Source organism: Rhizobium acidisoli (genome assembly GCF_002531755.2).
GTDB classification, from domain to species: Bacteria; Pseudomonadota; Alphaproteobacteria; order Rhizobiales; family Rhizobiaceae; genus Rhizobium; species Rhizobium acidisoli.
The window spans coordinates 3,487,901-3,514,363 of the sequence record NZ_CP034998.1; the positions used below are offsets into that span (position 1 = coordinate 3,487,901).

A 26,463-nucleotide genomic window follows, 5' to 3' on the forward strand; every position below is an offset into this window, starting at 1 on the left:
TTTGCCGGTGAAGACCGGCCGGATAATATCGGTGAAATCACGCAGCCTATTCGGCGGCTAGGGCCTGATCGCCGGCGAATTTCTCGACATAATCCGCCATCTGCTGCATGAAACCCGTGACCGCCTCAGCGACCGCGGTAAAGTCAGCGCGTTTTTCCAGCGTCACCTCGTTGACATAGATCGCCCGGTTCACTTCGATCTGCAGCGCATGCAGCCCGCGCGAGGGCCGACCATAATGTTCGGTGATGAAGCCGCCGGCATAGGGCTTGTTGCGGATTGCCGCAAAACCCATTTCCTCGAGGATGGCGATGGCGGCGCGCGAAAGTTCGGCCGATGCGCTGGTGCCGTAACGATCGCCGATGATGAAATCGGGCCGTGCGGTATAGCCGGCGACGCGCACATTGCCGGGCATCGAGTGGCAGTCGATCAGCACGCCGAAGCCGAACTGCACATGCGTCCGTGCGATCAGCCGCCGAAGCGTCGCATGATAGGGCTTGTAGACCGCTTCGACCCGGTCGAGCCCCTCCTGCACCGGCAGCCGCCGCGCATAGATCTCCATATTCTCGGCAACGATACGCGGAATGGTGCCGAGCCCGCCGGCGACCCTCAGCGAATTGACATTGGCATAGGGCGGCAGCAGCCCGTCGAACATCCTCGGATCGAGCTCATAGGGCTCGCGATTGACGTCGAGATAGGCGCGCGGAAAGTTGGCGGCCAGCAGCGGCGCGCCGAGGGCGACGGCCGAGCCGAAGAGTTCGTCGACATAATGATCCTCGGAACGGCGGATGGCGATGCCCTCCAGCCTGGACTGGGCGATAAATTCCGGTGGATAAATACGACCGCTATGCGGGGAGTTGTAGACGAAGGGAATGGTCTGCGACACGGGCTCATGAACCTCAAAAAGCTCGTATTCGCGTATCTCCGGCACTCTCGGCCCTCTTTACCATGTCATGAACTGGCTGCTTTGCCCATGTTGCCAGTTGCCCGGCCCCAAGTCCATACTATGTAGGAGGGATGCGGCCGCGCACAGGCAATTCACCGGTTGTTTACCGGGTCAAGACTAGTGTAAACGCTTGGCAGCCCACCAAAACTTATTGATCAGCGGTCTGGATTGATGACTCAGAAGATACTTCTCGCAGAAGACGACAACGACATGCGCCGCTTCCTGGTGAAAGCGCTCGAAAAGGCCGGTTACAAGGTCCTTTCCTATGACAATGGCGCCAGCGCCTATGACCGGCTGCGCGAGGAACCGTTTTCCCTGCTGTTGACCGATATCGTCATGCCGGAGATGGACGGCATCGAGCTGGCGCGCCGCGCCACCGAACTCGACCCCGACCTGAAGGTGATGTTCATCACCGGTTTTGCGGCCGTGGCGCTGAACCCTGATTCGAAGGCGCCGAAGGATGCCAAGGTCCTTTCCAAGCCTTTCCACCTGCGCGATCTCGTCGACGAGGTCAACAAGATGCTTGCCGCATAAGGCTTGCCGGGTGGCGTGTCACAAAACTGAAAAAAGCCTATTGACGGCTCCGAAGGTTTTGTGATCTATGCGCCGCCATCGGATGGGCGTGTAGCTCAGCGGGAGAGCACTACGTTGACATCGTAGGGGTCACAGGTTCAATCCCTGTCACGCCCACCATCCGATCCTTATGCCCCACAAGGGGTTTTCGCCAAACCGCTGATTGGTGAATTTCTCCCGGTTCTTTTCTCATTTAGCACTAACGATGCCGGATCTTCGTCGCTTCTCGTGGAGGCGACATATCGTCGATCGCTGATCCACTGCCGGTGAGACTTTGTGCCCGACATCGGCACCTCCGCACAAACCGTACTGGCGTCAGGTTGAGCCGATTCACGCAGATTGCAGCTATCTGCGCTCGCATATGAGATCGCGCTCATTCGAGCCTCAATTGCATACCGCGCTTGAGCCCTCAGCCCCTCGTTGTTTGTGATGGGCAGATGACAAGTTTGTGACAAAACGCGTGTTATTTCAGCAACATAGCCGATACAGCCTATTGTCATGATCGACTCTGACGTTGCAGCGCAGCATCCCTTATGTAACTTCCGCGGCGAGGCAGGCGCCGAACCAAAACAGACGCCGCTTCGCTCACACGGGATGAAGATCCGTAGGGACTGCCGATGGCAACGGTCTTCATCCTCTTGCATCTGAACTGGAGGTTATTCCATGAACATCAAGAGCCTTCTTCTCGGCTCCGCTGCTGCACTTGCAGCAGTATCCGGCGCTCAGGCTGCTGACGCTATCGTTGCTGCCGAGCCGGAACCAGTTGAATACGTCCGCGTCTGCGACGCTTACGGCACCGGCTACTTCTACATCCCGGGCACCGAAACCTGCCTCAAGATCAACGGTTACATCCGTTTCCAGGTTGACGTTGCTCCGAACGCCAGCTCGATCGGCGCCAGCGGCGGCGGTTCTGTTGCCAACGACTCGGATTGGGATGCCCGTACGCGTGGCCAGGTTCAGTTCACCGCCAAGAGCGACACCGAATACGGTCCGCTGACCGGCGTCATCGTCATGCAGTTCAATGCTGACAACGCTTCGGCTCAGAAGGCTCAGCTCGACTCCGCTTACATCGACATCGCCGGCTTCCGCGCTGGTCTGTTCTACAGCTGGTGGGACGACGGCCTCTCGGGCGAAACCGACGACATCGGTTCACCGGTCACGCTGCATAACTCCATCCGTTATCAGTACGAAACCGACGCCTTCTACGCCGGCATCAGCGTCGACGAGCTGGAAGACAGCCCGTTCTATGACGGCGAAACTGCCAACAACGTCGGCGTTGCCGTCGGTCTCGGCGGCAAGGCCGGTGCCTTCAGCTACCAGATCACTGCTGGCTACGACACCGACAACGAAGAAGGCGCCGTCCGCGCCATGGGTACGGTTGCTGTCGGTCCGGGCACGCTCGGCCTCGCAGTTGTCTACGCAACGAACCCGAACGCCTACTACAACAAGGCTGAATGGGCGATCGCTGCCGAATACGCCATCAAGGCGACTGACAAGCTGAAGATCACCCCGGCTGTTCAGTACTACGACAACTACGGCGTCACTGCAGGCGAGTTCAATGACGACGTCAGCGCCTGGAAGGCCGGCGTAACGATCGACTACCAGATCGTCGACAACCTCGCAGCCAAGGTCTCGGTTCAGTACCTCGATCCGGACAACGCTGCTGACGTAACCTCGGGCTACTTCCGCCTGCAGCGCGCGTTCTAATAAAAGGCTGCTGGCTACTTGCTACGGCGCTGTAAGCCGGCAGCCACAAATTCCTGATCCGACTGACCTCCGATCGGGAAAGAATGGGCCTGGACTTCCCTGCCTGGGCCCATTCTCCCTGACCAGAAATGCGTCCAAGACGGCAGGCGCTCTATCAGCGCCTTGCCACCGTCATGTCGTTGTCGGTGCCCCCACATCCCATGCCATCGCCAGCCCTTGTGACCGCCCACCGGGCCAGCCCGGCCGCCGATGAAACTTTCCCCCGCGGGGAATAACAGAACCAAATTTCGGACACAGAACCATGCCATGGCCGAACCGAGGATGAGGTGGTGATTCGCCTCGCCAGCACAAGGGGTTTGACATCGAAATGAAATTATCCGCGCCTGTTGCCGCCGCATTTTGTTCCGCCGCCCTCGCCTTGCCGGCCGCTGCAGCGCCGGCGTCTCCTCCCGAGACGTTTCCCGGCGCGCCCGGCGTCATCACGCTTTCCGGCAAATGCGCCAAGCTTGTCGTCGCCAAGTTCGACGCCACCAAGGGCTGTAAGAACGAGCTCGCCAGCGTCACGCTGGTCAATGGCCTGGTGACCTTCATCTTCACGTCGGACGGCAAGGCGCTCGGCTTCCAGGGCGATGGCAGCGGCATCAAGCCCGCCTCCAATGGCAATGCCCGCCTGCCGCTTAGCCTCGTCACCACGGGCGTCGGCAACAAGATGACCGGGGAGGTCAAGGTCGCCGGCTTCTGCACCTTCGGCAATCCCTATGCCGGCAAGCCGATCGCGATCGAATGCACGGCCGAAAGCAAGGATTCCTCGTTTACCGGCAGCTTCCGCACCGGCGGCAAGCTGGTTAAAAAGGGAAAGTAGAGCAATCCCGGCAAAAGCGCGCAGCGGTTTAGCGTCCGGGATTGTGTGAAAATGTTCTAGCCGTCAGGCGCACCAAGCGCCGCCGGCAGCGCCCGGCTTGCGCGCCAGCCCTTCATTGATCAGCTGCGCGCCGAACGAGCGCCCGTCGCGCGAGACGACACGCGGCGCTCCTGATGACTCGGCCTTGCCCGCGGCATTCATGGTGAAGGGACCGGCGTTCAGAAGCGCCAGAAGCCGCGACTTGGCGGCAAAGGCCACCCTGCGTTCGCCGTCACAGCGCGCCTGGTCGACGACAGGGCTTGCCATATCGGCGATCACGATCTTCTCGCCCTTGTACCAGAAGACGCCGCCATCGCCGACGCAGTTGATATGGGCGCCCTGCCCGCAATAACCAAAGGCGATTGTCCCGGTTTCCGGATTGGCGGGGGTGAGCGGGGACGGCACCGCCTTGACCGGCTGGACGGCCGGCGTCGGGATAGTCGCCGGCGGCAGCAGCTGCGATTGCGGCGCCGGCGGGACGGCTTTCGGCGTGGGTGTGGCAAGCGCCACCTGCTTCGGCGGCACGTCCTTCCTGGCGGCAGGTCTGGGCTCGGCCGTTTCGCGCGCCACCGGCGCCGATTGCCGGGCAAGCATCGGCTGAATGCTCTTCCAATGGTCGTGGGCGACGATGCCGCCGATCGCGGCAATGCCGATTACCGCCCAGGGCAGCAATCCGCCACCGCTGCTGCGCGCTTTGCTCTTTCCTCTGGCCGGCGCCTTGCGGCGGCCGCGTGTCGCTGTCTTGGCCATCTGTCCGATTCCCATGAGGCAGGGATTATCGCCGCCCAATCCTTTCTGAAAGGTTGGCGCGGCGACACGACGATGCCGGGTTCGCCGATCTTTCGTGCGAGCACCAGCCGGCTTGGGAGAAGCGCCTCGTGGAATCCACGCGCATGAGTGAAAAAAGCCGAACAAATCTAGCGTTCAGACGTTAGCCAGCGAAAAATTCATCCACTGTAGGAAAAATCCATGGATCTGATCATCGCCGACATGATACCGGCGTCGCGCATCCACTATCCCGTCATCTTCGCCCGCCTGCTCGGCGCCATCGTCTTTGGCGGGCTGATCGGCTTCGAGCGTGAGGCACGCGACCGCCCGGCAGGCTTCCGCACCCATATTCTGATCAGTCTTGCTGCGGCCCTCTTCGCCATCATTTCGATCGAGGCGGTGCACATGCCGGGTTTTGCCGATGACGAGCAGGTGCGGATCGACCCGCTGCGCGTCATCGAAGCAGTGACGGCCGGCGTCGCCTTCCTTGCCGCCGGCATGATCGTCTTTGCCAGGGGCCGGGTGCACGGGCTGACGACGGGGGCCGGCATGTGGCTTTCCGGCGCGATCGGCCTTGCCATGGGTTTCGGTTATTGGCCGATCGCCTTCTTCACGACGTTGGCCGCCATCTGCGTGCTCTTCGCCTTCGGCAAGCTCGAACACCGGTTCGGCTACAATTCCGCAGGGCGCGCCAATCGGGATGAAGACCAGTAAAAAGCGAAACGCCCGGCATTATGCCGGGCGTATATCATTGCGACCGTCTGTTTCGTCATTCGGAGCGCGCGGCCGGAGCATCGCTTTTTCCAACCGGTGCCGGGCCGCCGGAGGCGGTCAGCGGCTTCTGGCGTTTGCCGATATTGATGCGCTCGTCCGCCGCCTCGCGCACGGCCTGCCATTCATTTTCGTGCCGGATAAAGATCTCGCGGGGCACAAAGTTGATCGTCATATTTTTCTCACCCTGTTTCAATTCTGCGGTCAGCAAGCAGGCTTGTGCAATGCCGGTTATTTCTTTGTCTCTGCATTACCCTTGATGTCGGGACCGCCCTTGGAAAGATCCGCACCGGTAACGTGGGCCGGTACGTGAATGTCGTGGTAGACGCCCGGTGTCAGCGTCAGGTCGACATGATGCGGCGGCAACACCTGCGCCTTCTGCATGCGGTTCGGCTTCGCCCGCTTCATGCGGTCGGATGCCTCCGTGCGTTTGTCGGGAACATGGGTCGAAGTGTGCATCATCGGCCTCCTTTTTAAGCTCAACCAGTGTCTAACGAGCAGGCACCGGGATGGTTCCAAAAAAACACTTCGCCTCTGTGCGGCCGCCGGCCTTGACTGGCCCGCGAAGTTGATTACCTAAAGCCTGTCCCGCCGCCTTCCAGACATCGGCTGCGGGTAATTTTGGTGCCGGGCCCCTCTGGCGAGAGTTTTTACGGCGCTCTCGTGATGTCGGTACCGCCTGCAGCTTAGCCGGCGGATTTTTCATCGATGAACAAGCTCACCATGCCTTATCCGCATGCCCGTCGTGGCATGCCGCGTTCCTCCCTCTCCACCATGATTTGCGGCCGCGAGGTGCGGCCATGAACCAGCCCGCGACCCACCACTCCTCGCTCAGCTATTTCCGCTGGGCCTTTATCGTCACGGCCCTCGGCCTCGTTCTCGGCGCCGTGCTCGGCTGGCAGACGACAGGCACGATCGGCGGCATGGCGACCGTCTTCTTCATCTGCACCGTGCTTGCGGTGCTGGAGATCTCGCTCTCCTTCGACAATGCCATCGTCAACGCCAACAAGTTGAAGGAGATGACGCCGGTCTGGCAGAAGCGCTTCCTCACCTGGGGCATCATCATCGCCGTCTTCGGCATGCGCATTGTTTTTCCGCTGGCGATCGTTGCGATCGCCGCACGGATCGGCCCCTGGGATGCACTTGTGCTTGCCGCCCGTGAGCCGGAAGAATATGCCCGCATCATGAATGACGCGCATCTGCCGATCGCAGCCTTCGGCGGCACCTTCCTGATGATGGTCGGCCTCAGCTACTTCTTCGACCATGAAAAGAAAATCCATTGGTTCCGAGGCTTGGAAAAGGTGATGGCGCGCTCAGCCACCATCAGGGGCATCGAGATCGCTTTCGTTCTGGCGCTGATACTGGTTTTCTCCTGGCTGATCGGCGGCGAGCAGGCGAGCGTCTTCGTCCATTGCGCCATCTACGGGCTGCTCACCTTCCTCGCGGTCGAGGTGGTGGGTGAACTGCTCGATGCCTCGCAACAAACGATGAGCGCTGCCGCCAAGGGCGGCCTCGGCGCCTTCATCTATCTCGAGGTGCTGGATGCCAGCTTCTCCTTCGACGGCGTCATCGGCGCCTTTGCGCTGACGCAGAACCTCTTCGTCATCGCGATCGGCCTCGGTATCGGCGCCATGTATGTGCGCTCGATGACGATCATGCTGGTGGAGAAGGGGACGCTTGCCGAATACCGCTATCTCGAGCACGGCGCCTTCTACGCCATCCTGATCCTCTCGGTGATCATGTATGCGCAAACCCTGGTGCACATCCCCGAGGTGATCACCGGGCTCGGTGGCGCGACGCTGATCGGTCTGTCGCTCTGGTCTTCCATCCGCCACAACAGGCGCGAGCGGCTGGAAGATCACGCCAACCGGCAGGAAGAACTTCACGCCTGACGATTGCAATGCATTTAGAAACAGAGCCGCAGCGCTTTGCGTTGCGGCCTTCCCTTTGGACAAAAATAAAGCCCGCGACCATATGGTTGCGGGCTATTTCATTCATGCATGGCTTAACGCAGGTTAGCGGGAGGCCTGACCGAAGGCGGTCGGGTCGATGCCGAGTTCCCTCAGGTCGCGGGCACGCGGCCGGCGGCCGGCTTCAACGGCGGCGCTGACACCATTTGCGGCGCCGAGCACAGCAAATGCGCGACCAAAGAAACCTGTGCGGACCGAATTGCGGATGGCGGACATTGTCCATTTCCTCTTGTTTTGATTGACCGCTTATAGATGGTATCGCGCAGATACCTCCACAATGCTCAGAAAATCACCGCAGCCATGCAAAAACAGAAGGCCGGCGCATGTTTCCATGGCCAGCCTTGAGGGAGGGGTAATGTCGTCTTTTTAGTCTTCGTTTGCAGCCAGCTGCGACAGCACCTGGCCGCGGCCGCGAATCCGCAGGATCAGCGGGATGAGAAAGGCGGCGGCCGCAACGATCAGCAGGCCCGCGGCGATCGGCGACATCACCAGCGTCGTGACGTCACCCTGGCTGATCGCCAGCGCACGGCGCAGCTGCTGCTCGGCCAGCGGCCCGAGGATCAGGCCGACGACGGCAGGCGCGATCGGATAGCCGAAGAGCCGCATGAGATAGCCGAGCAGGCCGAAGGCGAGCAGCATGCCGAGTTCGAATACCGACGGGTTGGCGCCGATCGTCCCCAGCGTCGCAAACAGCAGGATGCCCGCATAAAGCCACGGCTTCGGGATCGTCAGCAGCTTTACCCAGAGGCCGATCATCGGCAGGTTCAAGACCAGCAGCATCGCATTGGCGATGAGCAGGCTCGCAATCAGGCCCCAGACAAGCTGCGGATTGGTGGCAAACAGCAGCGGCCCCGGCTGCAAGCCGTATTGCTGGAAGCCGGCAAGCATGATCGCCGCGGTTGCCGTCGTCGGCAGGCCGAGGGTCAGAAGCGGCACCAGCGTGCCGGCGGCCGACGCGTTGTTGGCCGCCTCGGGACCTGCCACGCCTTCGATCGCGCCATGGCCGAACTCCTCCGGGTTCTTCGCCAGCCGCTTTTCGGTGGCATAGGAAAGGAAAGTGCCGATTTCGGCGCCGCCCGCCGGCATCGCGCCGATCGGAAAGCCGATCAAGGTGCCGCGCAGCCAGGGCTTCCAGGACCGCGCCCAGTCCTCGGCCGTCATCCACAGCGAACCTTTGACCGCCTCGACCTTCTCGGCAATGCGGTTGCCCTGCGCGGCGATATAAAGCGTCTCGCCGATCGCAAACATCGCCACCGCAAGCGTCGTCACCTCGACACCGTCGAGCAGGTCGGGAATGCCGAAGGACAGCCGCGCCTGCCCCGTCTGCTGGTCGATGCCGACCATGGCGAGCGCGAAGCCGATAAACAGCGCCGTCAGACCCCTAAGGGCTGAATCGCCGAAGGCCGAGGAGACGGTGACGAAGGCAAGCACCATCAGCGCGAAATATTCGCGCGGCCCGAAGACCAGCGCCAACTTGACGATATAGGGCGCGATGAAGGCGAGCCCCAGCGTCGCGATCAGGCCGGCGACGAAGGAGCCGATCGCCGCTGTCGCCAGCGCCGGTCCGCCGCGCCCGGCGCGCGCCATCTTGTTGCCCTCGAGCGCCGTGACGATCGAAGCGCTTTCACCCGGCGTGTTGAGCAGGATCGAGGTGGTCGAGCCGCCATACATGCCGCCATAATAGATGCCGGCGAACATTATCAGCGAGCCGCCGGGATCGAGCTTGTAGGTGACGGGCAACAGCAGCGCCACGGTAAGTGCCGGGCCGATGCCGGGCAGCACGCCGACGGCGGTGCCGAGCGTCACGCCGACCAGCGCATAAACCAGGTTCATCGGCTGCATCGCAACCAGGATACCCTGCCATAGGAATTCGAATGTGCTCATCTTGGTGTCCCAGGCGGCGTTCCCGACCTTACGATTTCGAGGTCAGGCGCCGCGTAAAATCAAAAGGGCTGACAGCGCGTCCCGCGCGATCAGAAGAACAGATGTTCGAGTGGGCCGGCCGGCAGCGTCAACTGCAGCAGCTGCGAGAAGATCGCCCAGACGACGAAGCTGAGGACGATGCCAAGCGGCAGCGAGAACCAGAGCTTGCGTTTGCCGAAACCGCGTGCCGTCAGCGCAAAGAGGATGCCGGTGGCGATCGAGAAACCGGCGACGCGCAGCAGCAGCATTTGGCCGGCAAGACCGGCGACGATCCAGATGACGGGCGCCACTTCCTGCCGATCGCGTTCCGGAAATTCGCCGCGCCAGGCTTCGGCGACGGTCCAGACCCCGAGACAGAAGAGGCCGAACGCCACCACTTGAGGCACCGTCGCCGGGCCGATGCGGTCGTATTGCGCGATCGTCTTCAGATGCGAGGCATCCCAGGCCATCACGCCGGCGACGACGAAGAGGAAAACGGCAATGATGAACGCCGCCCAATCAGGGCGGCGTGTCGTTGCCGAGGAGGTGTTATCCTCGCTCATTGAACAAGTCCGATATCTTTAAGAATGCCTTCGGTGGCGGAGACATCCTTCTCGAGCTGCGCCTTGAAGGCATCGCCGGACAGATAGGTGTCGGCCCAGCCCTTGGTCTTCAGAGTTTCCTGCCAGGTGGCCGAGCTATGCAGCTTCTCGAAATCGGAGGTGACGCTTGCCACCTGCTCCGCCGACAGGCCGGGAGCCGCGGCAACCATGCGCCAGTTCTGGATGGTGACGTCGGTGCCGGCTTCCTTCAGCGTCGGGGCATCGATGCCGTCGATGCGCTTGTCGCTGGAGACGGCGAGAAGACGGAGCGTGCCGGATTTCACCTGTGATTCGAACTCGCTGTAGCTCGAGACGCCGGCCGTGACCTGGCCGCCGAGAATGGCGGCGAGCGCTTCACCGCCGCCGGAGAAGGCGACATAGTTGATCTTGGTCGGATCGACGCCGGAGGCCTTGGCGATCAGGCCGACCGTGATGTGGTCGGTACCGCCGGCCGAACCGCCGCCCCAGGAAACCGCGCCCGGATCCTTCTTCAGCGCCGCAACCAGATCGGCCATGGTCTTGATCTCGGAAGAGGCCGGAACGACGACGGCTTCATATTCACCGGTCAGACGGGCGATCGGCGTGACGTCCTTGAGCGTGACCGGCGACTTGTTGGTGAGGATCGCGCCGACCATGACATAGCCGCCGACGATCAGCGAGTTCGGATTGCCGGCAGCCTGGCTGCTGAACTGTGCCAGGCCGATGGTGCCGCCGGCGCCGGGCACGTTCTGGACCTGCACGTTGCCGGAGATCTTCTCCTGCTGCAAAACCGTCTGCAGCGAACGGGCCGTCTGGTCCCAGCCGCCGCCGGGAGCGGCCGGCGCGATGATGGTGTAGTCGGCCGCATAGGCCGGCACCGCGATGGTCGCGGCAAGAAGGGTTGCGATGAACGTATGCTTCACGATGTGTCCTCCGTGGGCGGCTGAGCAAACCGCCTGTTATTCTCTGGGAATCGGGAGGAACGGCCGACAGCGGACACGATTGTCCTGATGACGAGCAGAATACCTCCCAAGGCTTCAGCTCTCCGCCTCCACGGAGAAGAAGTAGCCAAAGCCACCACAACAAGCTGTCATTTAGCTGACACCGGCGAGATATCCAGGAGAAGGGGCCACTTTTTTGCCGTAATTGGGTTGGGGTGGGTCTCAATCCCGCTTAGCTGCCCGCATCATGCAGGCAGGTCATGCCCCTTGGCTCCCAATCCGTGTATTGCGCGCAAGTCTCTGAAGTTTAACCCTTGCACGCGCGACCTCAAGTCAATTACACCTTGTACAATTCAAGGTTTTGCTCCGGCTATCTCAATTTCTGCAGATCTTTATTTTACCGATCCCCATAGGAAACGATATGTCGCGCTGCCTGCACACGAATCCCGACCGGATTTATGAGGACCTGCGATCGCTGCGCCCCGGCGCGACACTGACGCTGGAAGGCGGGCGATATGCAACGCCGCTTGTCCTCTCCTCTGTCAGCGGCTCCCAGCAGCAGCCGGTGGTGATCCGCGGCGCCGATGCCGTCATCGACGGCGGCAGAAGCTATGACGATCATCGCGGCACCGCCAACCGTCTCTCCGCCGTGCAGGAAGCCAATGGCCGCTTTCCCGGCATCTACTACCTTGCCGATGATGCAGCACTTGTGCTGCGCAATTGCCAATGGGTCGTCATTGAAGATCTGACCTTCGAGGGCTGCTGGCCGACCGCGATCTATCTCGACAACTGCCAGCATATCACGCTCCGCCGCCTGCATATTCGCGGCAGCACGATCGCCATCGGCGCGGCCGGAGCCTATACGCGCCATCTGCTGATTGAAGGGTGCGACTGGATTCAGGATCTGCAGTCGCACGGCGAGGCGGACCTTGCCGCGATCCGGAAATCCGGCATGGTCGATGCCGCGCTCGATCCCGAGGATTGCAGGCTCTGGCGAAAAACCTACTGGGGCCAGGTTCACGGCAATATCGAGGACACCGCGAGCCGCGTGAACGTCGAAAAGGACGAGCGCGGTTTTGACGGCGACTTCTTCCGCGCATGGACCATCGCCGGTTATGTCGTGCTGCGCGACAACGCCATTCTCGATGCCTTCAACGGCATCCATTTTTTCAACGATGCGTCCGATTCGACGGTGGAGGATTTCTGCCGCAACATCGTCATTGAAAACAATTGGTTCGTCCGCATTCGCGACAACGCCGTCGAGGCGGAGGACTATGCCTGGAATTGGACCGTGAGCGGCAACCGCTTCGTTGACTGCTACATGCCTTTTTCGCTGGAGATGCGGCGATCCGGATATTTCTATATCTACGGCAATCTCGGCTGGAACCAACACCGGCCTGGCCCCGATGACGACGATCGCAATTTCGGCCAGCTTTTCAAATTTCCCAAAAAACACGAAGCGGTCGGCCCGCATTATGTCTTCAACAATTCATGGATGCTGAGAGGGCCGATCAGCAAGCGCTACCGCTTCCGCCAGCTCCACCACCTGAACAATGCGATAGGCTATTATGGCGCGACAGGCCTTTCGACGCCGGAGGATTCCGTACCGTTTGGCGCGGGCTGGCAGAGCGTGCCGAAAGAGGGACAGGATGAAGCTTCGCTCGAAGGCAAGCATTTCACCAGGCTTTGGCAGGAACTCGACATACGCTTCGACGGCGATCTGATCGATCACAAATATTTCCCCAATCTGCTGCGCGAGGCGGGATATGCGATCGGCGTCGACGCCCATCCCGGACCGGTTCCTTTCCACTCGCCCGTCCTCGGCCAGCCTGAGGGGCTGAAGCTGACCACAAAGGTTCCAGCAATCGCCTTCCTGATGCAGCTTCCCGACGGGCGAACCCAGGCCGTCGGCTGCGCTGACTACACCGTCGGCGCCTGGCAGGGTGAAGATCCCTTCACGGTCGATAGACCGATGTTCTACGAATATTGGCTTTACGCCGCTCCTTGCGGAAAGGGCGAAGCGGCCGAAAGCTGAGGCTCGTCACTGCGCCCGCAGAACCTCGTTCCAGTGTGCGATCAGCCGCGCCCGTTTCACCTGGTCGAGATAGACCATCAGCCCGGGGCTGACCGGCACCGGCCGCAGCTGGGCGCCGAGCAGTTCTTGCAGCGTATTGGCAGTATTTTCGCCGGCCACCTCGGGGCTGACGGCGGGGATCTGCAGCTCGCGCGCCATGATCGTCTGCCCTTCCCTCGACATGAAGAAGGTCAGATAACGCCGGCCGAGCTCCGGCTCGGCGGCCGCCTGCGGCACCAGCCCGATCCGTGACATCACCACGGTATAGTCCTTCGGCAGCACGATGCCGACATCCGGATAGCGCGAGGCCCAGTCGGCTGCATAGGAGCCGAGAATATTGTAGCCGAGCACGAAGCGCCCGTCGGCAACACGCTCCAGGATCGCCGAACTCGTCGAATAGAGCTTGACGCCGGCAGCCCCCATCGCTCCGATCACCGACCAGATATCGCCGAACTGTTCCTGGTCGCGCGCCATGAACAGAAAACCGACGCCGGAGCGCTCGATATCGTAGGTTCCGATCCGCCCATAGGCCTCGTTGCCCTTGCGGGTCAGGTAATCGACGAATTCCGCCCGCGAGCTCGGCACCGGCTCATGCGCAAAGCTCGGCTTGTGATAGACAAACACCGCCGGCTCGAAGGTCAGCGCATAGGCGGTGTTGCGCCAGTTCGCCCATTTCGGCCATGCCGCACTCATCGGCAGGTTGCTGACCTGCGCATATCCGTCGTTGGAGAGCTTCACCTGCAAGTCCATCGCCGAGGAAAAGGCGAAATCCGCCGTCTTCTTGCCGGCATCCGTCTCCCTGACGATCCGGTCGTAGATATCGCCGGTCAGCATGTCTTCGTATTTGACCGCGACGTCGGGATTGGCATCCTGGAAACCCCGGATCATCGGCTGCGCCAACGGTTCGTCGAGCGAAGAATAAACCGTCAGCACCGGCGCATCTGAATTGCCCGATTTCGCCGCATAGAAGGCCTGATCGGCGAGCGCAAAGCCCGGCCAGAACGCCAGCAGCAAGATAAAAACTCTCCTCATGCCCTAACAATGCCTGAGCGCGCCGGGGGGAGCAAGGCCGCCGGCAGGAGCAAGGGCGGTGGAATTAGAGCGTTTCATGTTTTGACAGAAGCGTAGCCTGCGTTTTCGAAGTAGTTTGCGCATTCGTCTGGTTTAATGGTGCCGACGAGATATCCTAGATGGCGCCAGGTGTCCTCAGTGGTTCTCTTCTGGGCCAACCGCATCCAATGCTTGATCTTGGCGAATGTCTGCTCAATCGGATTGAGGTCGGGCGAGTATTTCGGCAAGAACCATAACCTGGCGCCGGCCGCTTTGATGGCATCGCGAATGGCCTTGGCTTTGTGAGAGCCGAGATTGTCGAGAATGACGATGTCGCCGGGCTTGAGGGTTGGGATCAATTGCTGGCTGACATATGCGCTGAAGCACTCGCCGTTGATGGGACCATCGAAGACGCAGGGCGCGGTGAGCCGATCGCAGCGCAAAGCGCCAAGGAAGGTCAAGGTGCGCCAGCGGCCGTGCGGTGCAAAGCCGCGCAGCCTCTTACCTTTCAGCCCCCAGCCACGCAGGGGCGCCATGTTAGTTCTGATCCAGGTTTCATCTATGAAGACCAGGCGATGCGGATCGAAGCGGCCTTGCCAGGCCTTCCAGCGTGCTCTGCGCCGGACAATGTCGGCGCGACCCTGCTCAAGGGCGAACAGCGTTTTTTTTAAAGCTCAGGCCTTCGCGGCGCATGAATTGCCAGATGGCATTGTGCGACACCCTCACGCCGCGTGCGGCCAACTCGTCCTGTAGCCGATGCAGCGTCAGATGCGACGTCTCCTCAATCCGCTCGATGATAAAGGCTCGGTACGGCTCCAAAATACGCCGGCGATGGCCGCCCATCTGGCCGGGCGAAACACTGCCGGTTGCGCGAAAACGCTGCGACCACTTCACCACAGAGGAAACAGCGATATCGAACCGCTCGGCCACAACCCGGCAACTCTGACCAGCACCAACCGCGGAAACAACGCGCTCATGAAGATCATCCGAATAAGGTCGCGTCATGGATGCTGGCCTCCAACCCAGCATCCATCATGAATCACAAATCTGCTGATTTGGGAATCCGCCGATTCCGAAAAGAAATGAACCGCTCTAGGCGCCGACCCATTCCATCAGCGCATTTTGTGCGTGCAGTAGGAAGGCCTTGGCTGCGCGACTTTGGCAAAGCGAATGCTCCATCGCCTCGGCCGTCACCTCCTGGCCGCGCGTCACCGGCGGGCACGGCAGGAAGATCGCATCCTCCGGCAAACGATCGAGAATATCGGTCCCGATCCGGTAGCTGGCAAGCGCGTCATCAAGAGCGTCACCCGGCCATGAATCGGTGATGATGATGTTGGCATCCGATAGCTCGCCCATATCGGTGCTTGCGCGAAACCGCTCGTTGAGCAGTGCGGTATCACTTATATGCCAGCGTTCGGGGTAGACCTGCACCACCTCGATCGGCAATGCGATCGACGCCTCGACCCAGGAGCGGAGGATATTTGCGTCTGCCGCCACCCCAACGACCTTCAACCCGTCGATCGAACCGCGCCGGCTGTTGATATAGGCAAGGTCGCCGAGCGTCTCGCAAGGGTGGTTGGAGCGTGTGCGCGCGTTGATGATGGGCACCGGCGCGGCGGCGGCCACCGCCTTCAGCGTCTCCAATTCCCTTGTGCGGATCACCAGCATGTCGAACCAGTTGCCGAGATAACCCGCAAGATCGCCGGATTCCTCTCGACCGTTGAAGCCGATCGGCACATGCACGCAGATACCACCCATCGCCTGGACGCCGAGATCGAAGGCAGTCGTATTGCGCCAGCCGCTATCGTCGGCAATCAGCGCGACGCGCCTGCCCGCCAGGCTCTGCGGCATGGTGCGCTCATTCCAGGCCCTGGCGAGCACCCCCGCGCGAGCGATAATCGACCGAAGCCCGGCCTCAGGAATATCGTGAAGCTCCAGAAAATTCCGGGCCGAAGCTGTCATCCAAAATCTTCCTTGCGCATGAACCGTCACCACAATAACCGGCACCAGCCTGACAGCAACCGCCCAAGCAGCCGCGAATCACACTCGATATTGGATACCCCTCGCAACCGTCCTCCGGCCCGCACCATGGGTCCGCTTTCAAGTCACGAACCGATCGACGGCCACTTTTTATGGTGCCTGTCCGAAGCTTTGCCTGAAGCAAATCACTCCGTCTGCTGCAATTAGAATCCACTTTTTATCACAAAGGATTAGCGCCGAACGCTATCCTTCACCCATTCAGAGTATTGATGAAGAACGGCGACGCTATATGGTCGCGCTGCCGTGTCAAAACGTCGAATCCGCCCGAATTTCTATTCTGGGGGCGACTCTACGCGACAAAAACTCTATAAAAAGCTGGACTAAACTGGGAAGATCCATGGGAGGGGTCATGGAACGACGACTGAGCGCTATTCTCGCTGCGGATGTCGTTGGCTATAGCCGACTGATGGGCATTGATGAGGCCGGCACGCTGCAGGCGCTGAACCGCCACCGCTGCGAACTGGTCGATATCAGGATTTCGGACTATAAGGGCCGGATCGTCAAACTCACCGGCGACGGCATCCTTGCCGAATTCCAGAGCGTGGTGAACGCGGTTGCCTGCGCCGCCGAAATCCAGCGCAGTATGGCCGCCCGCAACGAGAACGTGCCCAAGGACGAGCGCGTCGAATTCCGTATCGGCATCAATCTCGGCGATGTCGTGGTCGAGAACGGCGATATCTTCGGAGACGGCGTCAATCTTGCCGCCAGGCTTGAGCGTATCGCAGCGCCCGGCGGCATCGCCGTATCGGCCTCGGTGCGCGATCAGGTCGGCGCGCGCCTCAATCTCGGTTTCGAATTCATCGGCGAGCATATGCTGAAGAACATCCGGCAGCCGGTTCAGGTCTACACCGTCACCCTGGCGCCGCCCTCCTCGGCGAAATTGGTCGCGCAGAACCGCAATACCTGCTTCATTGCCGTGCTGCCCTTTACCAATATGAGCGGCGATGCCGACCAGGACTATTTCTCCGACGGCATCACCGAAGACATCATCACCGATCTCTCCAAGATCTCCAGCCTGCACGTCGTGCCGCGCAATACGATTTTCACCTATAAGGGCATATCGGTGAAGGTGAAGCGGCTCGCTCAGGAACTTGGCGTGCGCTACGTGCTCGAGGGCAGTGTGCGCATCTTCGGCAATCGTGTGCGCATTTCCGGCCAGCTGATCGACACCGCCAATGGCGATCATCTCTGGGCCGAACGTTATGACCGCGACCTGACCGACATCTTCGCCATCCAGGACGAGATCACCCATGCGATCGTCGGCCAGTTGAAGGTGCGGCTGCTGCCGGAAGAGAAGAAGGCGATCGCCACTGAGCCGACCGCCAATGTCGAGGCCTATACCTATTATCTCCGGGGTCGTCAGCTCTCTCACACCTGGACCAAATCCTATCTCCAGCTCGCAAGGCGCATGTTCTGCAAGGCGGTCGAGCTCGACCCCGACTATGCCCGCGCCTACGCCGGCATTGCCGATTGCGACGCGGCGATCCGCGATTGGGCACCTGACGACGTTCCGCTAAGGCGCATCCTCGAGATGAGCGCCCGCGCGCTTGCGCTTGATCCAGACCTTCCCGAAGCCCACGCCTCCCACGGTCTTGCCCTGCATCAGAGCGGCTTTGATGACAGCGCAGCGGCGGCCTTCGAACGGGCCCTGTCGCTCGACCCGAACCTGTTCGAGGCGAATTTCCATTATGCCCGCTTCTTCTTCATGCACGGCAACTTCGCTGAATCGGTTCAATATTTTACCCGCGCCGCCGCAATCCGCCCTGACGACTACGTCTCGCCGATCCATCTGATGTCCGCCTACCGCTCGCTCGGGCGTGTGTTGGATACGGAAAACTGGGCGCGTCTCGGTCTGCTGCGCGCCGAACGCGCGCTGAACCTCAATCCGGAAAATTCCGGCCCGGCCCATCGCGGCGCGCTGGCGCTTGCGCATATGGGCGATACCAAGAGGGCACGCGACTGGGCCGCCCGCGCCATCGCTATCGATCCCGACGACATCGTCGCGCAGTACAATCTCGCCTGCGTCTATTCCGTCCTTGGTGATATCGACCAGGCGATCGACCTTCTTGAGAGGCTGCTGCCGCACAGCTCCGTCTATCATATCAAATGGTTCAACAATGATTCCGATCTCGACAACATCCGCGACGATCCCCGCTTCCGCAGGCTGCTGGCCGCCGCAATGATGCAGCGCGAACGGATCGAAAGGACCGGGAGTTGACACCGGGCTTTTCCTTCACCCAATCTTTAAAATCGCTGTGACATCGCTCCCCCACCTCTGTAATCTCCTTTGGAAAACAGGGGACATCCGTGCGCATCCTGCTCACCGAAGACAATATCGCGCTGGCCGACGGCCTGTCGGCGATCTTGCGCGGCACGGGCCATGCCGTCGATGTCGTCCATGACGGCGCATCCGCCAATGCGGTGATCGCCGCGGAAAATTTCGATCTGGTGATCCTCGACCTCAACCTCCCCGAGATGGACGGGCTCGACGTGCTGCGCGCCATGCGCGCCCGGCAAAACCAGGCGGCCGTCCTTATCCTGACCGCGCGCGGCACGCCGGAGGAACGGGTGAAGGGCCTCGATCTCGGCGCCGACGATTATCTGATCAAACCCTTCGACATCGCTGAATTCGAGGCCCGCGTGCGTGTGCTTTTACGCCGTCAGGCCGGCCTGCGCTCGGCGACGGTCAGTTTTGGCGGCATCTCCTTCGATCTCAATTCCCGCGCCTTTTCGGCCGGGGCCACGCCGCTCGATATTCCCGCCCGCGAGCTTGGGCTGCTCGAAATTCTCTTCATGCGGGCCGGCAAGGTCGTCGCCAAGGAAGCGATCATCCAGTCGCTGACGGCCTTCGACGACGACATTTCTTCGAACGCCATCGAGCAATATGTCAGCCGCCTGAGGAAACGCCTCTCGCCGCATGGCCTGACGGTCAAGACCGCCCGCGGCATCGGCTATTATCTCGACAAGCTCCCCGAGGCCTCATGAAAGCCGCCTATTCCCTCAGGCGCCGGCTGCTCTTCTGGCTGCTCGTCTCCACCGCCGTCATCGGTACGCTGGCGCTCGCCGATACCTATCGCGAGGCTGTCCAGACCTCGAACATCGTCTCCGATCGCGTGCTCGCCGGCTCGGCGCTGGCGATCGCCGAGCGCGTCGTTGTCGCCGAGGACGGCTCGCTGCAGGTCGACATCCCCTATGTCGCGCTTGAAATGCTGACCTCGGCAGCGCAGGACCGCGTCTTCTACCGCGTCGACGGTCCGCCGGGCAAATTCATCACCGGCTACCAGTCGCTGCCGGTCCTCAATAAAACGCCGGCCAATGCTGCCGCCTTCGCCGACGACACCTTCCGCGGTGAACCGATCCGCGTCGCCACGCTCGAACGCTCTGCCTCCACAGGCATCCGCTCCGTGCCCTTCGTGGTCACGGTCGCCGAAACCACCATCGCCCGCCGGCAGTTGGCGCAAGCGATCCTCGTTCGCTCGGCCCTGCGCCTCGCCTTCATGATCGCTGGTGCCGCCGTCATCGTCTGGATCTCGGTCACCGTGGCGCTGCGCCCGCTCTACAAACTCGGCGACGCCATCGGCGAGCGCAGCCCCGATGACCTGCACCCGATCGAGCAGACCGTGCCGAGCGAAGTCGAACCGCTGGTCGATACGGTGAATAGCTTCATGGTCCGCCTGCAATCGGCGCTCGATGCGCTGCGCCATTTCACCGGCAATGCCAGCCATCAGCTGCGCACGCCGCTGGCGATCATCCGCACCCAGCTTGCGCTTTCCGCCCGTGCCGGCTCGCTTGCCGAGGCCCAGGCGGCAGCGCTAAAGGGGGACCAGGCCGTGGCGCATGCCGAGCGCATCCTTGCCCAGCTTCTGCTGATGGCAAAGATCGACGCCGCCACCGCCAAGGAGGCGCTGACCGCCTCCGCCATCGATCTTGCCGCCATCGCCCAGGAAATCACCGGCGAGCAGATCCCGACGGCAGCCGTCGCCGGCATCGATCTCGGCTTCGAAGGCGAGAGCCCGGCGATGATCCGCGCCGAGCCGCTGCTGATCGGCGAAATGCTGCGCAATCTTGCCGGAAATGCCATCGCCTATGCCGGCAAGGGGGCGGAGGTCACCGTCCGCATCATCGCAGCCACGGAGACGATCCGCCTCGAAGTCGAAGACAATGGCCCCGGCATTCCGCGCAATAAACTGGAGGCAGTGCGCGGGCGTTTTTCGCGCGGCAATCAAACAGGTGCGCAAGGCACCGGCCTCGGCCTGCCGATCGTCGAGGAAATCGCCAATCTTTTCAACGCCGACCTGACGCTGGAGCCGGGCCCGGACGGCAAGGGTCTGAAGGCGGTCGTCACCTTTGCCAAGGCGGCTTAAAAGCCTTCGGCCCTCCTTGCTTTATTTCGCTGCATTGCACACACTGATTTCGGGAACAGCAAGCCGCACGACGATGCGAGCCGGATAAAAAGAGAAATATGTCGATCAAAGCCAGTATCTATCATCTGACGCATTACACTTATGACAAGCCGGTCCGCCTCGGCCCCCAGATCATCCGGCTGAAACCTGCCTCGCATTCGAAGACAAGGGTGCTCAGCCACTCGCTGAAGGTCACGCCTTCAAACCACTTCGTCAACCTGCAGCAGGATCCCTACGGCAACTACCTCGCCCGCTACGTTTTCCCGGACCCGGTGACGGAGTTCAAGATCGAGGTCGATCTCGTCGCCGACATGACGGTCTATAATCCCTTCGACTTCTTCGTCGAGGAGGAGGCGACCAAATGGCCGTTCGGCTATCCTGAAACGATCCAGGAAGACCTGTCGATCTATATGACGCCGGAACCGGCCGGCCCGCGGTTGAAGGCGCTGCTGCCGACGCTCGACTGGTCGCCTGGCCAGCCGACGGTGGATATGGTCGTCGGGTTGAATGCCCGTCTGCAGCGGCAGATCGGCTATGTCATCCGCATGGAAACCGGCGTGCAGACGCCGGAGGAGACCCTCGAAAGCGCCAAGGGCTCCTGCCGCGACACCAGCTGGCTGCTCGTCCAGATCCTTCGCCATCTCGGCCTTGCCGCCCGCTTCGTCTCCGGCTACCTCATCCAGCTGACGCCGGATCTGAAGGCGCTCGACGGCCCCTCCGGCACCGAAGTCGATTTCACCGACCTGCATGCCTGGGCCGAGGTCTATCTGCCCGGCGCCGGCTGGGTCGGCCTCGACCCGACCTCCGGCCTGTTGACCGGCGAAAGCCACATCCCGCTGGCCGCCACCCCGCATTACCGCAACGCCGCCCCGATCTCCGGCGGTTATTTCGGCGAGGCCGAAACCGAATTCGCCTTCGACATGAAGGTGTCGCGTGTCGCCGAACATCCCCGCATCACCAAGCCCTTCTCCGATGAAAGCTGGGACGAGCTCAACGAACTCGGCGAAAAGGTCGACCGTGTCCTCGAGGCCGAGGACGTGCACCTGACAATGGGCGGCGAGCCGACCTTTGTTTCGATCGATGATTTCCAGTCCGAGGAATGGAACACCGCCGCCGTCGGCCCGACCAAGCGCGAAAAGGCCGACAGCCTGATCCGCCGGCTGCAGGAACGCTTCGCCCCCGGCGGCTTCCTGCATTACGGCCAGGGCAAATGGTACCCGGGCGAAAGCCTGCCGCGCTGGACCTTCTCGCTCTACTGGCGCCGCGACGGCAAACCGGTCTGGCAGAACCTCGATCTGGTCGCCGCCGAAGGCAAGGATACCGGCGTCACTTCAGAGGATGCCGAGAAGCTGCTGACGGCGATCGCAAGAGAACTGGCGATCAAGCCCGACATGGTGCAGCCGGCCTATGAGGATCCGGCCGACTGGATCATCAAGGAAGGCAATCTTCCCGAAAACGTCGATCCGGCGAATTCGAAGCTGAAGGATCCGGAAGAACGCAACCGCATCGCCCGGGTCTTCGCCCGCGGCCTCACCGTCGCCACGGGTTACGTCCTCCCGGTTCAGGCATGGAACGCCAAGGCGGCCGAAAGCCGTGTCTGGATCAGCGAGAAATGGCAGAGCCGCCGCGGCCGAATCTTCCTCGTCCCGGGCGACAGCCCGATCGGCTACCGCCTGCCGCTCGGCACCCTGCCCTATATTCCCCCGGCGCGTTATCCCTATATCCACCCTGCCGATCCGACGATCCCGCGCGAACCGCTGCCCGATGTCTTCGTGCCGGCCGGTCGCGCCATGCCGGAAGCCTCTTTCCAGGCTGGCGAGAGCAATCGCAGCCGGATCGAACAGACGCTCGGTGAGATCGGCGGCGCCGTGCGCAGCGCCATGTCGGTCGAGCCGCGCGACGGTAGGCTCTGCGTCTTCATGCCGCCGGTCGAGCGCATCGAGGATTATCTCGAGCTGATCGCCGCGGCCGAAAACGCCGCTGCCGAGCTTAAACTTCCCGTCCATATCGAGGGCTACCCGCCACCGCAGGACGAGCGTATCAACGTCATCCGCGTCGCCCCGGATCCCGGCGTCATCGAGGTCAACATTCATCCGGCCTCGAACTGGAAGGAATGCGTCGACATCACCACGGCGGTCTATGAGGAGGCGCGGGCCACCCGGCTCGGCGCCGACAAGTTCATGATCGACGGCCGTCATACCGGCACCGGCGGCGGCAACCATGTCGTCGTCGGCAGCGCCAATCCGAACAACAGTCCCTTCCTGCGCCGTCCCGATCTCTTGAAGAGCGTTGTCCTCCACTGGCAGCGCCACCCCTCGCTCTCCTACCTCTTCTCCGGCATGTTCATCGGCCCCACCAGCCAGGCGCCGCGCATCGACGAGGCCCGCCATGACAGCCTCTATGAGCTGGAGATCGCCATGGCGCAGATCGCTGCCCCCGGCCGCGGTCAGCCGCCGCTGCCCTGGCTCGTCGACCGCCTGTTTCGCAACCTTTTGACCGATGTCACCGGCAACACCCACCGCGCCGAGATCTGCATCGACAAGTTGTTTTCGCCCGACGGCCCGACCGGAAGGCTCGGCCTCATCGAGTTCCGCGGCTTCGAGATGCCGCCGAACGCGCGCATGTCGCTTGCCCAGCAATTGCTGGTGCGCGCGCTGATCGCCCGCTTCTGGGTCAACCCGGTCGACGGCAAGTTCGTCCGCTGGGGCACGACCCTGCACGACCGCTTCATGCTGCCGCATTTCGTCTGGGCCGACTTCCTCGACGTGCTGGCCGACCTTCGCGAAAACGGCTTCGACGTCAGCCCGGAATGGTTCAAGGCCCAGCTCGAATTCCGCTTCCCCTTCTGCGGCGAAGTCGAATACGAGGGCTCGAAGCTCGAACTGCGCCAGGCGCTGGAGCCTTGGCACGTCATGGGCGAAGAGGGCGCGCCGGGCGGCACCGTCCGCTATGTCGACTCGTCCGTCGAGCGCCTTCAGGTGCGGCTCGAAACCAGCAATACGGCGCGTTATACCGTCACCTGCAATGGCCGCACCCTGCCGCTGACGCCGACCGGCACGGCCGGCGTGTCGGTCGCCGGCGTCCGTTACAAGGCCTGGCAGCCGGCCTCCGGCCTGCATCCTGTGCTGCCGATCAACACGCCTTTGACTTTTGACATTTATGATACATGGTCGAAGCGTTCGATCGGCGGCTGCATCTATCATGTTGCCCATCCGGGCGGCCGGACCTATGACACCTTCCCGGTCAACGGCAACGAGGCGGAAGCAAGGCGGCTCGCCCGCTTCGAGCCGTGGGGACATACGGCGGGCGGATACATCCCGCGTGCCGAGACGGGCTCGCTGGAATTCCCGCTGACGCTGGATCTGCGGCGGCCCGCTGGAATTTGATGCCGGCGTTGGGGGATAGCTTGGGTTTTGATGGGTAAGAGGCCGGCAACAGAGCGCAGGGAAGAGACAGAGAACCGCACCGGCAAACGTGCGGCCTTCGACTATGCGCCGCTTCCCGGCACCGCCGACGAGATGGTGGACAACAAAGGCAGGGTCCGCCCGGTCTGGCAGCATTTCCTCTCGCATCTGAGCGCAATGCCGGAAAAGGATCTTGCCGAGCGTTTTGCCCGCGCCGACCGCTACCTCAGAGACGCCGGCGTCTTCTACCGTGCCTATGGCAGCAAGGGCACCGGCGAACGCGCCTGGCCGATCTCGCATATCCCGGTGCTGATCGACGAGCGCGAATGGCAGACGCTGTCGGCCGGCCTCGTCCAGCGCGCTGACCTGCTGGAAGCGATCGTCGCCGACATCTACGGCGACAACCGGCTGGTGGAGGAAGGCGTCCTGCCGCCGGCGCTGATGGCCGCCAATCCCGAATTCCAACGCCCGCTTGCCGGCATCCGGCCGGCCTCCGGCCATTATCTGCATTTCTGCGCCTTCGAGATCGGCCGCGGACCGGATGGCAATTGGTGGGTGCTAGCCGACAGGACGCAGGCGCCGTCGGGCGCCGGTTTCGCGCTGGAAAGCCGCGTCGCGACCACCCGGGCGTTCTCGGATATCTATGCCGAAACCCCGGTCCACCGCCTCGCCTCGTTCTTCGGCGGCTTCCGCGACGCGCTGCAGGGGATGAAACATTCCGGCGACGACCGCATCGCCGTGCTGACGCCGGGCCCGGCCAACGAGACCTATTACGAACACGCCTACATCGCCCGCTATCTCGGCTTCATGCTGCTCGAGGGTGAGGATCTCACCGTCGTCAAGGGCCGCGTCATGGTGCGCACCGTCGCCGGCCTGAAGCCGATCGGCGTTCTCTGGCGCCGTCTCGATTCGGCCTTTGCCGACCCGCTCGAGCTGAACCAGAATTCGCATATCGGCACCCCCGGCCTCGTCGAAGCGCTGCGCGCCGAAAGCGTCACCATCGTCAATGCGCTCGGAACCGGCGTTCTCGAGACCCGGGCGCTGCTGGCTTTCATGCCGACCATCTGCCGCCGCCTGCTGGGGCAGGATCTGCAACTGCCCTCGATCGCCACCTGGTGGTGCGGCCAGGAAGACGAACGCGAGCACGTCGCCAAGAATATCGAGAAGATGGTGATCGGCCCGGCCTATTCCCGCGCCCCCTTCTTCGACGACGACGGCGAATCCGTGCTCGGCTCGTCGCTGCGGGCGACCGCCAAGGATTCCATCACCGACTGGCTGAGTTCGGACGGCCCGAAACTGGTGGGACAGGAGGTCGTCACGCTGTCGACGACGCCCGCCTGGGTCGACGGCAAGCTGGTGCCGCGGCCGATGTCGCTGCGCGTCTTCGCCGCCCGCACGGCGAACGGCTGGCAGATCATGCCCGGCGGTTTTGCCCGCATCGGCTCCGGCGCCGATGTCGCCGCGATCGCCATGCAGTCGGGCGGAGCGGCCGCCGATGTCTGGATCGTCAGCGACAAGCCGGTCGAGCGCCACACTCTGCTGCCGGCCGAAGGCAGCTTTACCCGCAACATGCCGGGCAGCCTGCCGAGCCGGGCGGCCGACAATCTGTTCTGGCTCGGCCGCTACATCGAGCGCGCCGAAGGGGCGCTGCGCATCCTGCGCGCCTGGCATGCGCGTTACGCCGAAGCCGCCGATCCGAGCCAGCCGCTGCTCGCCGACGTCTCCGCCTATCTCTCAGCCGTCGATATCGACACCGCCGAACCCGTGCCGGAAACGCTGCTGCGCAACATCGACAGCGCCGTTTATTCGGCGAGCAATATTCGCGACCGTTTTTCGCCGGATGGCTGGCTGGCGCTCAACGATCTCGCCAAGACCGCCCGCCGCTTCCATGTCACCGTCGCCGCCGGCGACGACGCCAGCCACGCGATGACGATCCTGCTGCGCAAGCTTGCCGGCTTTGCCGGCCTCGTGCACGAGAACATGTACCGCTTTATGGGCTGGCGCTTCCTCTCACTCGGCCGCTATATCGAGCGCGGCCTGCACATGACGCGGCTGCTCGGCCATATGTCCGGCCCGGAAGCGCCCGACGGCGCGCTCGACATGCTGCTCGAAATCGGCGACAGCGTCATGACCCACCGCCGCCGCTACAACGTCAATACGGCGCGGCTGACCGTCACCGACCTGCTGGCGCTCGATCCCCTCAACCCCCGCTCGGTCCTCTTCCAGGTTAACGAGATCCATCACGAGGTCGAGCAACTGCCGAACGCCCTGATCAACGGACAGATGTCGCCCTTCTACCGCGAGGCGATGCGGCTCCACTCGGGCCTGGCGGTGATGACGCCGGAGGGCATGGGGGCCGAGGTCTATCAGCGCCTCGAACGCGAATTGGAGCAGCTTTCCGATCTGCTCGCCCAGACCTATCTCGGGTGACGGCG

The 26,463-nt window shown here is 62.3% G+C and carries 22 protein-coding genes and 1 tRNA gene; 12 read left to right on the forward strand and 11 right to left on the reverse strand.

The window, feature by feature from the left end:
- Nucleotides 1-46: 46 nt before the first annotated feature.
- Complete coding sequence (locus tag CO657_RS17100; protein ID WP_054185116.1) at nt 47-928, reverse strand: N-formylglutamate amidohydrolase; 882 nt, start codon at nt 926-928, stop codon at nt 47-49.
- Between the two features lie 186 nt (nt 929-1,114).
- Here CO657_RS17100 and cpdR1 point away from each other — a divergent pair, with 186 nt between their 5' ends.
- From cpdR1 to CO657_RS17120, 4 genes are all read left to right on the forward strand, one after another.
- Nucleotides 1,115-1,477 (forward strand): response regulator CpdR1, encoded by a 363-nt coding sequence (gene cpdR1, locus CO657_RS17105; protein WP_003542883.1) that lies wholly within the window; start codon nt 1,115-1,117, stop codon nt 1,475-1,477.
- A gap of 84 nt (nt 1,478-1,561) precedes the next feature.
- Nucleotides 1,562-1,636 (forward strand) — tRNA-Val (locus CO657_RS17110).
- 543 nt (nt 1,637-2,179) lie between these two features.
- Nucleotides 2,180-3,223 carry a porin gene (locus CO657_RS17115; protein WP_003585820.1) on the forward strand — a complete coding sequence of 348 codons (1,044 nt, stop codon included), beginning with the start codon at nt 2,180-2,182 and terminating at the stop codon, nt 3,221-3,223.
- 367 nt (nt 3,224-3,590) lie between these two features.
- Complete coding sequence (locus CO657_RS17120; RefSeq protein WP_054185117.1) at nt 3,591-4,085, forward strand: hypothetical protein; 495 nt, start codon at nt 3,591-3,593, stop codon at nt 4,083-4,085.
- 63 nt (nt 4,086-4,148) lie between these two features.
- On the opposite strand, the gene CO657_RS17125 is transcribed toward CO657_RS17120, so the two are convergent.
- Entirely contained in the window at nt 4,149-4,874 is a 726-nt protein-coding gene (locus tag CO657_RS17125) for a hypothetical protein (protein WP_012558934.1), read from the reverse strand.
- Nucleotides 4,875-5,093: 219 nt separating this feature from the next.
- Here CO657_RS17125 and CO657_RS17130 point away from each other — a divergent pair, with 219 nt between their 5' ends.
- Nucleotides 5,094-5,606 carry an MgtC/SapB family protein gene (locus tag CO657_RS17130; RefSeq protein ID WP_054185118.1) on the forward strand — a complete coding sequence of 171 codons (513 nt, stop codon included), beginning with the start codon at nt 5,094-5,096 and terminating at the stop codon, nt 5,604-5,606.
- 55 nt (nt 5,607-5,661) lie between these two features.
- Here CO657_RS17130 and CO657_RS17135 read toward each other — a convergent pair whose 3' ends face one another.
- On the reverse strand, nt 5,662-5,874 hold the full coding sequence (locus CO657_RS17135) for a hypothetical protein (protein ID WP_128715566.1): 213 nt from the start codon (nt 5,872-5,874) through the stop codon (nt 5,662-5,664).
- Nucleotides 5,875-5,894: 20 nt separating this feature from the next.
- Entirely contained in the window at nt 5,895-6,125 is a 231-nt protein-coding gene (locus tag CO657_RS17140) for a hypothetical protein (RefSeq protein ID WP_033179672.1), read from the reverse strand.
- 338 nt (nt 6,126-6,463) lie between these two features.
- Here CO657_RS17140 and CO657_RS17145 point away from each other — a divergent pair, with 338 nt between their 5' ends.
- On the forward strand, nt 6,464-7,555 hold the full coding sequence (locus CO657_RS17145; protein ID WP_054185119.1) for a DUF475 domain-containing protein: 1,092 nt from the start codon (nt 6,464-6,466) through the stop codon (nt 7,553-7,555).
- A 123-nt stretch (nt 7,556-7,678) separates the two neighbouring features.
- Here the strand turns inward: CO657_RS17145 and CO657_RS36785 are convergent, their stop codons facing one another.
- From CO657_RS36785 to CO657_RS17160, 4 genes are all read right to left on the reverse strand, one after another.
- Nucleotides 7,679-7,849, reverse strand: a complete 171-nt coding sequence (locus CO657_RS36785) for a hypothetical protein (protein ID WP_097609968.1) — start codon at nt 7,847-7,849, stop codon at nt 7,679-7,681.
- 150 nt (nt 7,850-7,999) lie between these two features.
- Nucleotides 8,000-9,517 carry a tripartite tricarboxylate transporter permease gene (locus CO657_RS17150; RefSeq protein ID WP_003585833.1) on the reverse strand — a complete coding sequence of 506 codons (1,518 nt, stop codon included), beginning with the start codon at nt 9,515-9,517 and terminating at the stop codon, nt 8,000-8,002.
- Between the two features lie 89 nt (nt 9,518-9,606).
- Nucleotides 9,607-10,098, reverse strand: coding sequence for a tripartite tricarboxylate transporter TctB family protein (locus tag CO657_RS17155; RefSeq protein ID WP_012558939.1), 492 nt, complete (start codon nt 10,096-10,098; stop codon nt 9,607-9,609).
- Entirely contained in the window at nt 10,095-11,039 is a 945-nt protein-coding gene (locus CO657_RS17160; RefSeq protein ID WP_054185120.1) for a Bug family tripartite tricarboxylate transporter substrate binding protein, read from the reverse strand. Before CO657_RS17160 ends, CO657_RS17155 begins: the two co-directional genes overlap by 4 nt.
- Nucleotides 11,040-11,478: 439 nt before the next feature.
- On the opposite strand from CO657_RS17160, the gene CO657_RS17165 reads away from it, so the two are divergent.
- Nucleotides 11,479-13,092: a right-handed parallel beta-helix repeat-containing protein gene (locus CO657_RS17165; protein ID WP_054185121.1), complete on the forward strand. Its 1,614-nt coding sequence runs from the start codon at nt 11,479-11,481 to the stop codon at nt 13,090-13,092.
- A 6-nt stretch (nt 13,093-13,098) separates the two neighbouring features.
- On the opposite strand, the gene CO657_RS17170 is transcribed toward CO657_RS17165, so the two are convergent.
- From CO657_RS17170 to CO657_RS17180, 3 genes are all read right to left on the reverse strand, one after another.
- Nucleotides 13,099-14,145, reverse strand: coding sequence for an ABC transporter substrate-binding protein (locus CO657_RS17170; RefSeq protein WP_054185122.1), 1,047 nt, complete (start codon nt 14,143-14,145; stop codon nt 13,099-13,101).
- Nucleotides 14,146-14,237: 92 nt separating this feature from the next.
- A protein-coding gene (locus CO657_RS17175) for an IS630 family transposase (RefSeq protein ID WP_128715551.1) occupies nt 14,238-15,186 on the reverse strand; the annotation gives its coding sequence in 2 pieces (ribosomal slippage) (nt 14,238-14,849 and nt 14,851-15,186; 948 coding nt in all).
- A gap of 87 nt (nt 15,187-15,273) precedes the next feature.
- Nucleotides 15,274-16,143, reverse strand: coding sequence for an ornithine carbamoyltransferase (locus CO657_RS17180; RefSeq protein WP_054184218.1), 870 nt, complete (start codon nt 16,141-16,143; stop codon nt 15,274-15,276).
- A gap of 427 nt (nt 16,144-16,570) precedes the next feature.
- On the opposite strand from CO657_RS17180, the gene CO657_RS17185 reads away from it, so the two are divergent.
- The 5 genes from CO657_RS17185 to CO657_RS17205 all read left to right on the forward strand — a co-directional run bounded on the left by CO657_RS17185 (nt 16,571) and on the right by CO657_RS17205 (nt 26,458).
- The gene (locus CO657_RS17185) at nt 16,571-18,439 is read left to right on the forward strand and encodes an adenylate/guanylate cyclase domain-containing protein (protein WP_054184217.1); all 1,869 of its coding nucleotides are present in this window, start codon (nt 16,571-16,573) and stop codon (nt 18,437-18,439) included.
- Between the two features lie 89 nt (nt 18,440-18,528).
- Nucleotides 18,529-19,206, forward strand: a complete 678-nt coding sequence (locus tag CO657_RS17190; protein WP_054184216.1) for a response regulator — start codon at nt 18,529-18,531, stop codon at nt 19,204-19,206.
- Nucleotides 19,203-20,585 carry a sensor histidine kinase gene (locus CO657_RS17195; RefSeq protein ID WP_054184215.1) on the forward strand — a complete coding sequence of 461 codons (1,383 nt, stop codon included), beginning with the start codon at nt 19,203-19,205 and terminating at the stop codon, nt 20,583-20,585. The genes CO657_RS17190 and CO657_RS17195 overlap by 4 nt, the downstream gene beginning before the upstream one ends.
- A 98-nt stretch (nt 20,586-20,683) precedes the next feature.
- Nucleotides 20,684-24,010 carry a transglutaminase family protein gene (locus CO657_RS17200; protein ID WP_054184214.1) on the forward strand — a complete coding sequence of 1,109 codons (3,327 nt, stop codon included), beginning with the start codon at nt 20,684-20,686 and terminating at the stop codon, nt 24,008-24,010.
- A 30-nt stretch (nt 24,011-24,040) separates the two neighbouring features.
- Nucleotides 24,041-26,458 (forward strand): circularly permuted type 2 ATP-grasp protein, encoded by a 2,418-nt coding sequence (locus CO657_RS17205; RefSeq protein WP_054184213.1) that lies wholly within the window; start codon nt 24,041-24,043, stop codon nt 26,456-26,458.
- Nucleotides 26,459-26,463: the final 5 nt, after the last annotated feature.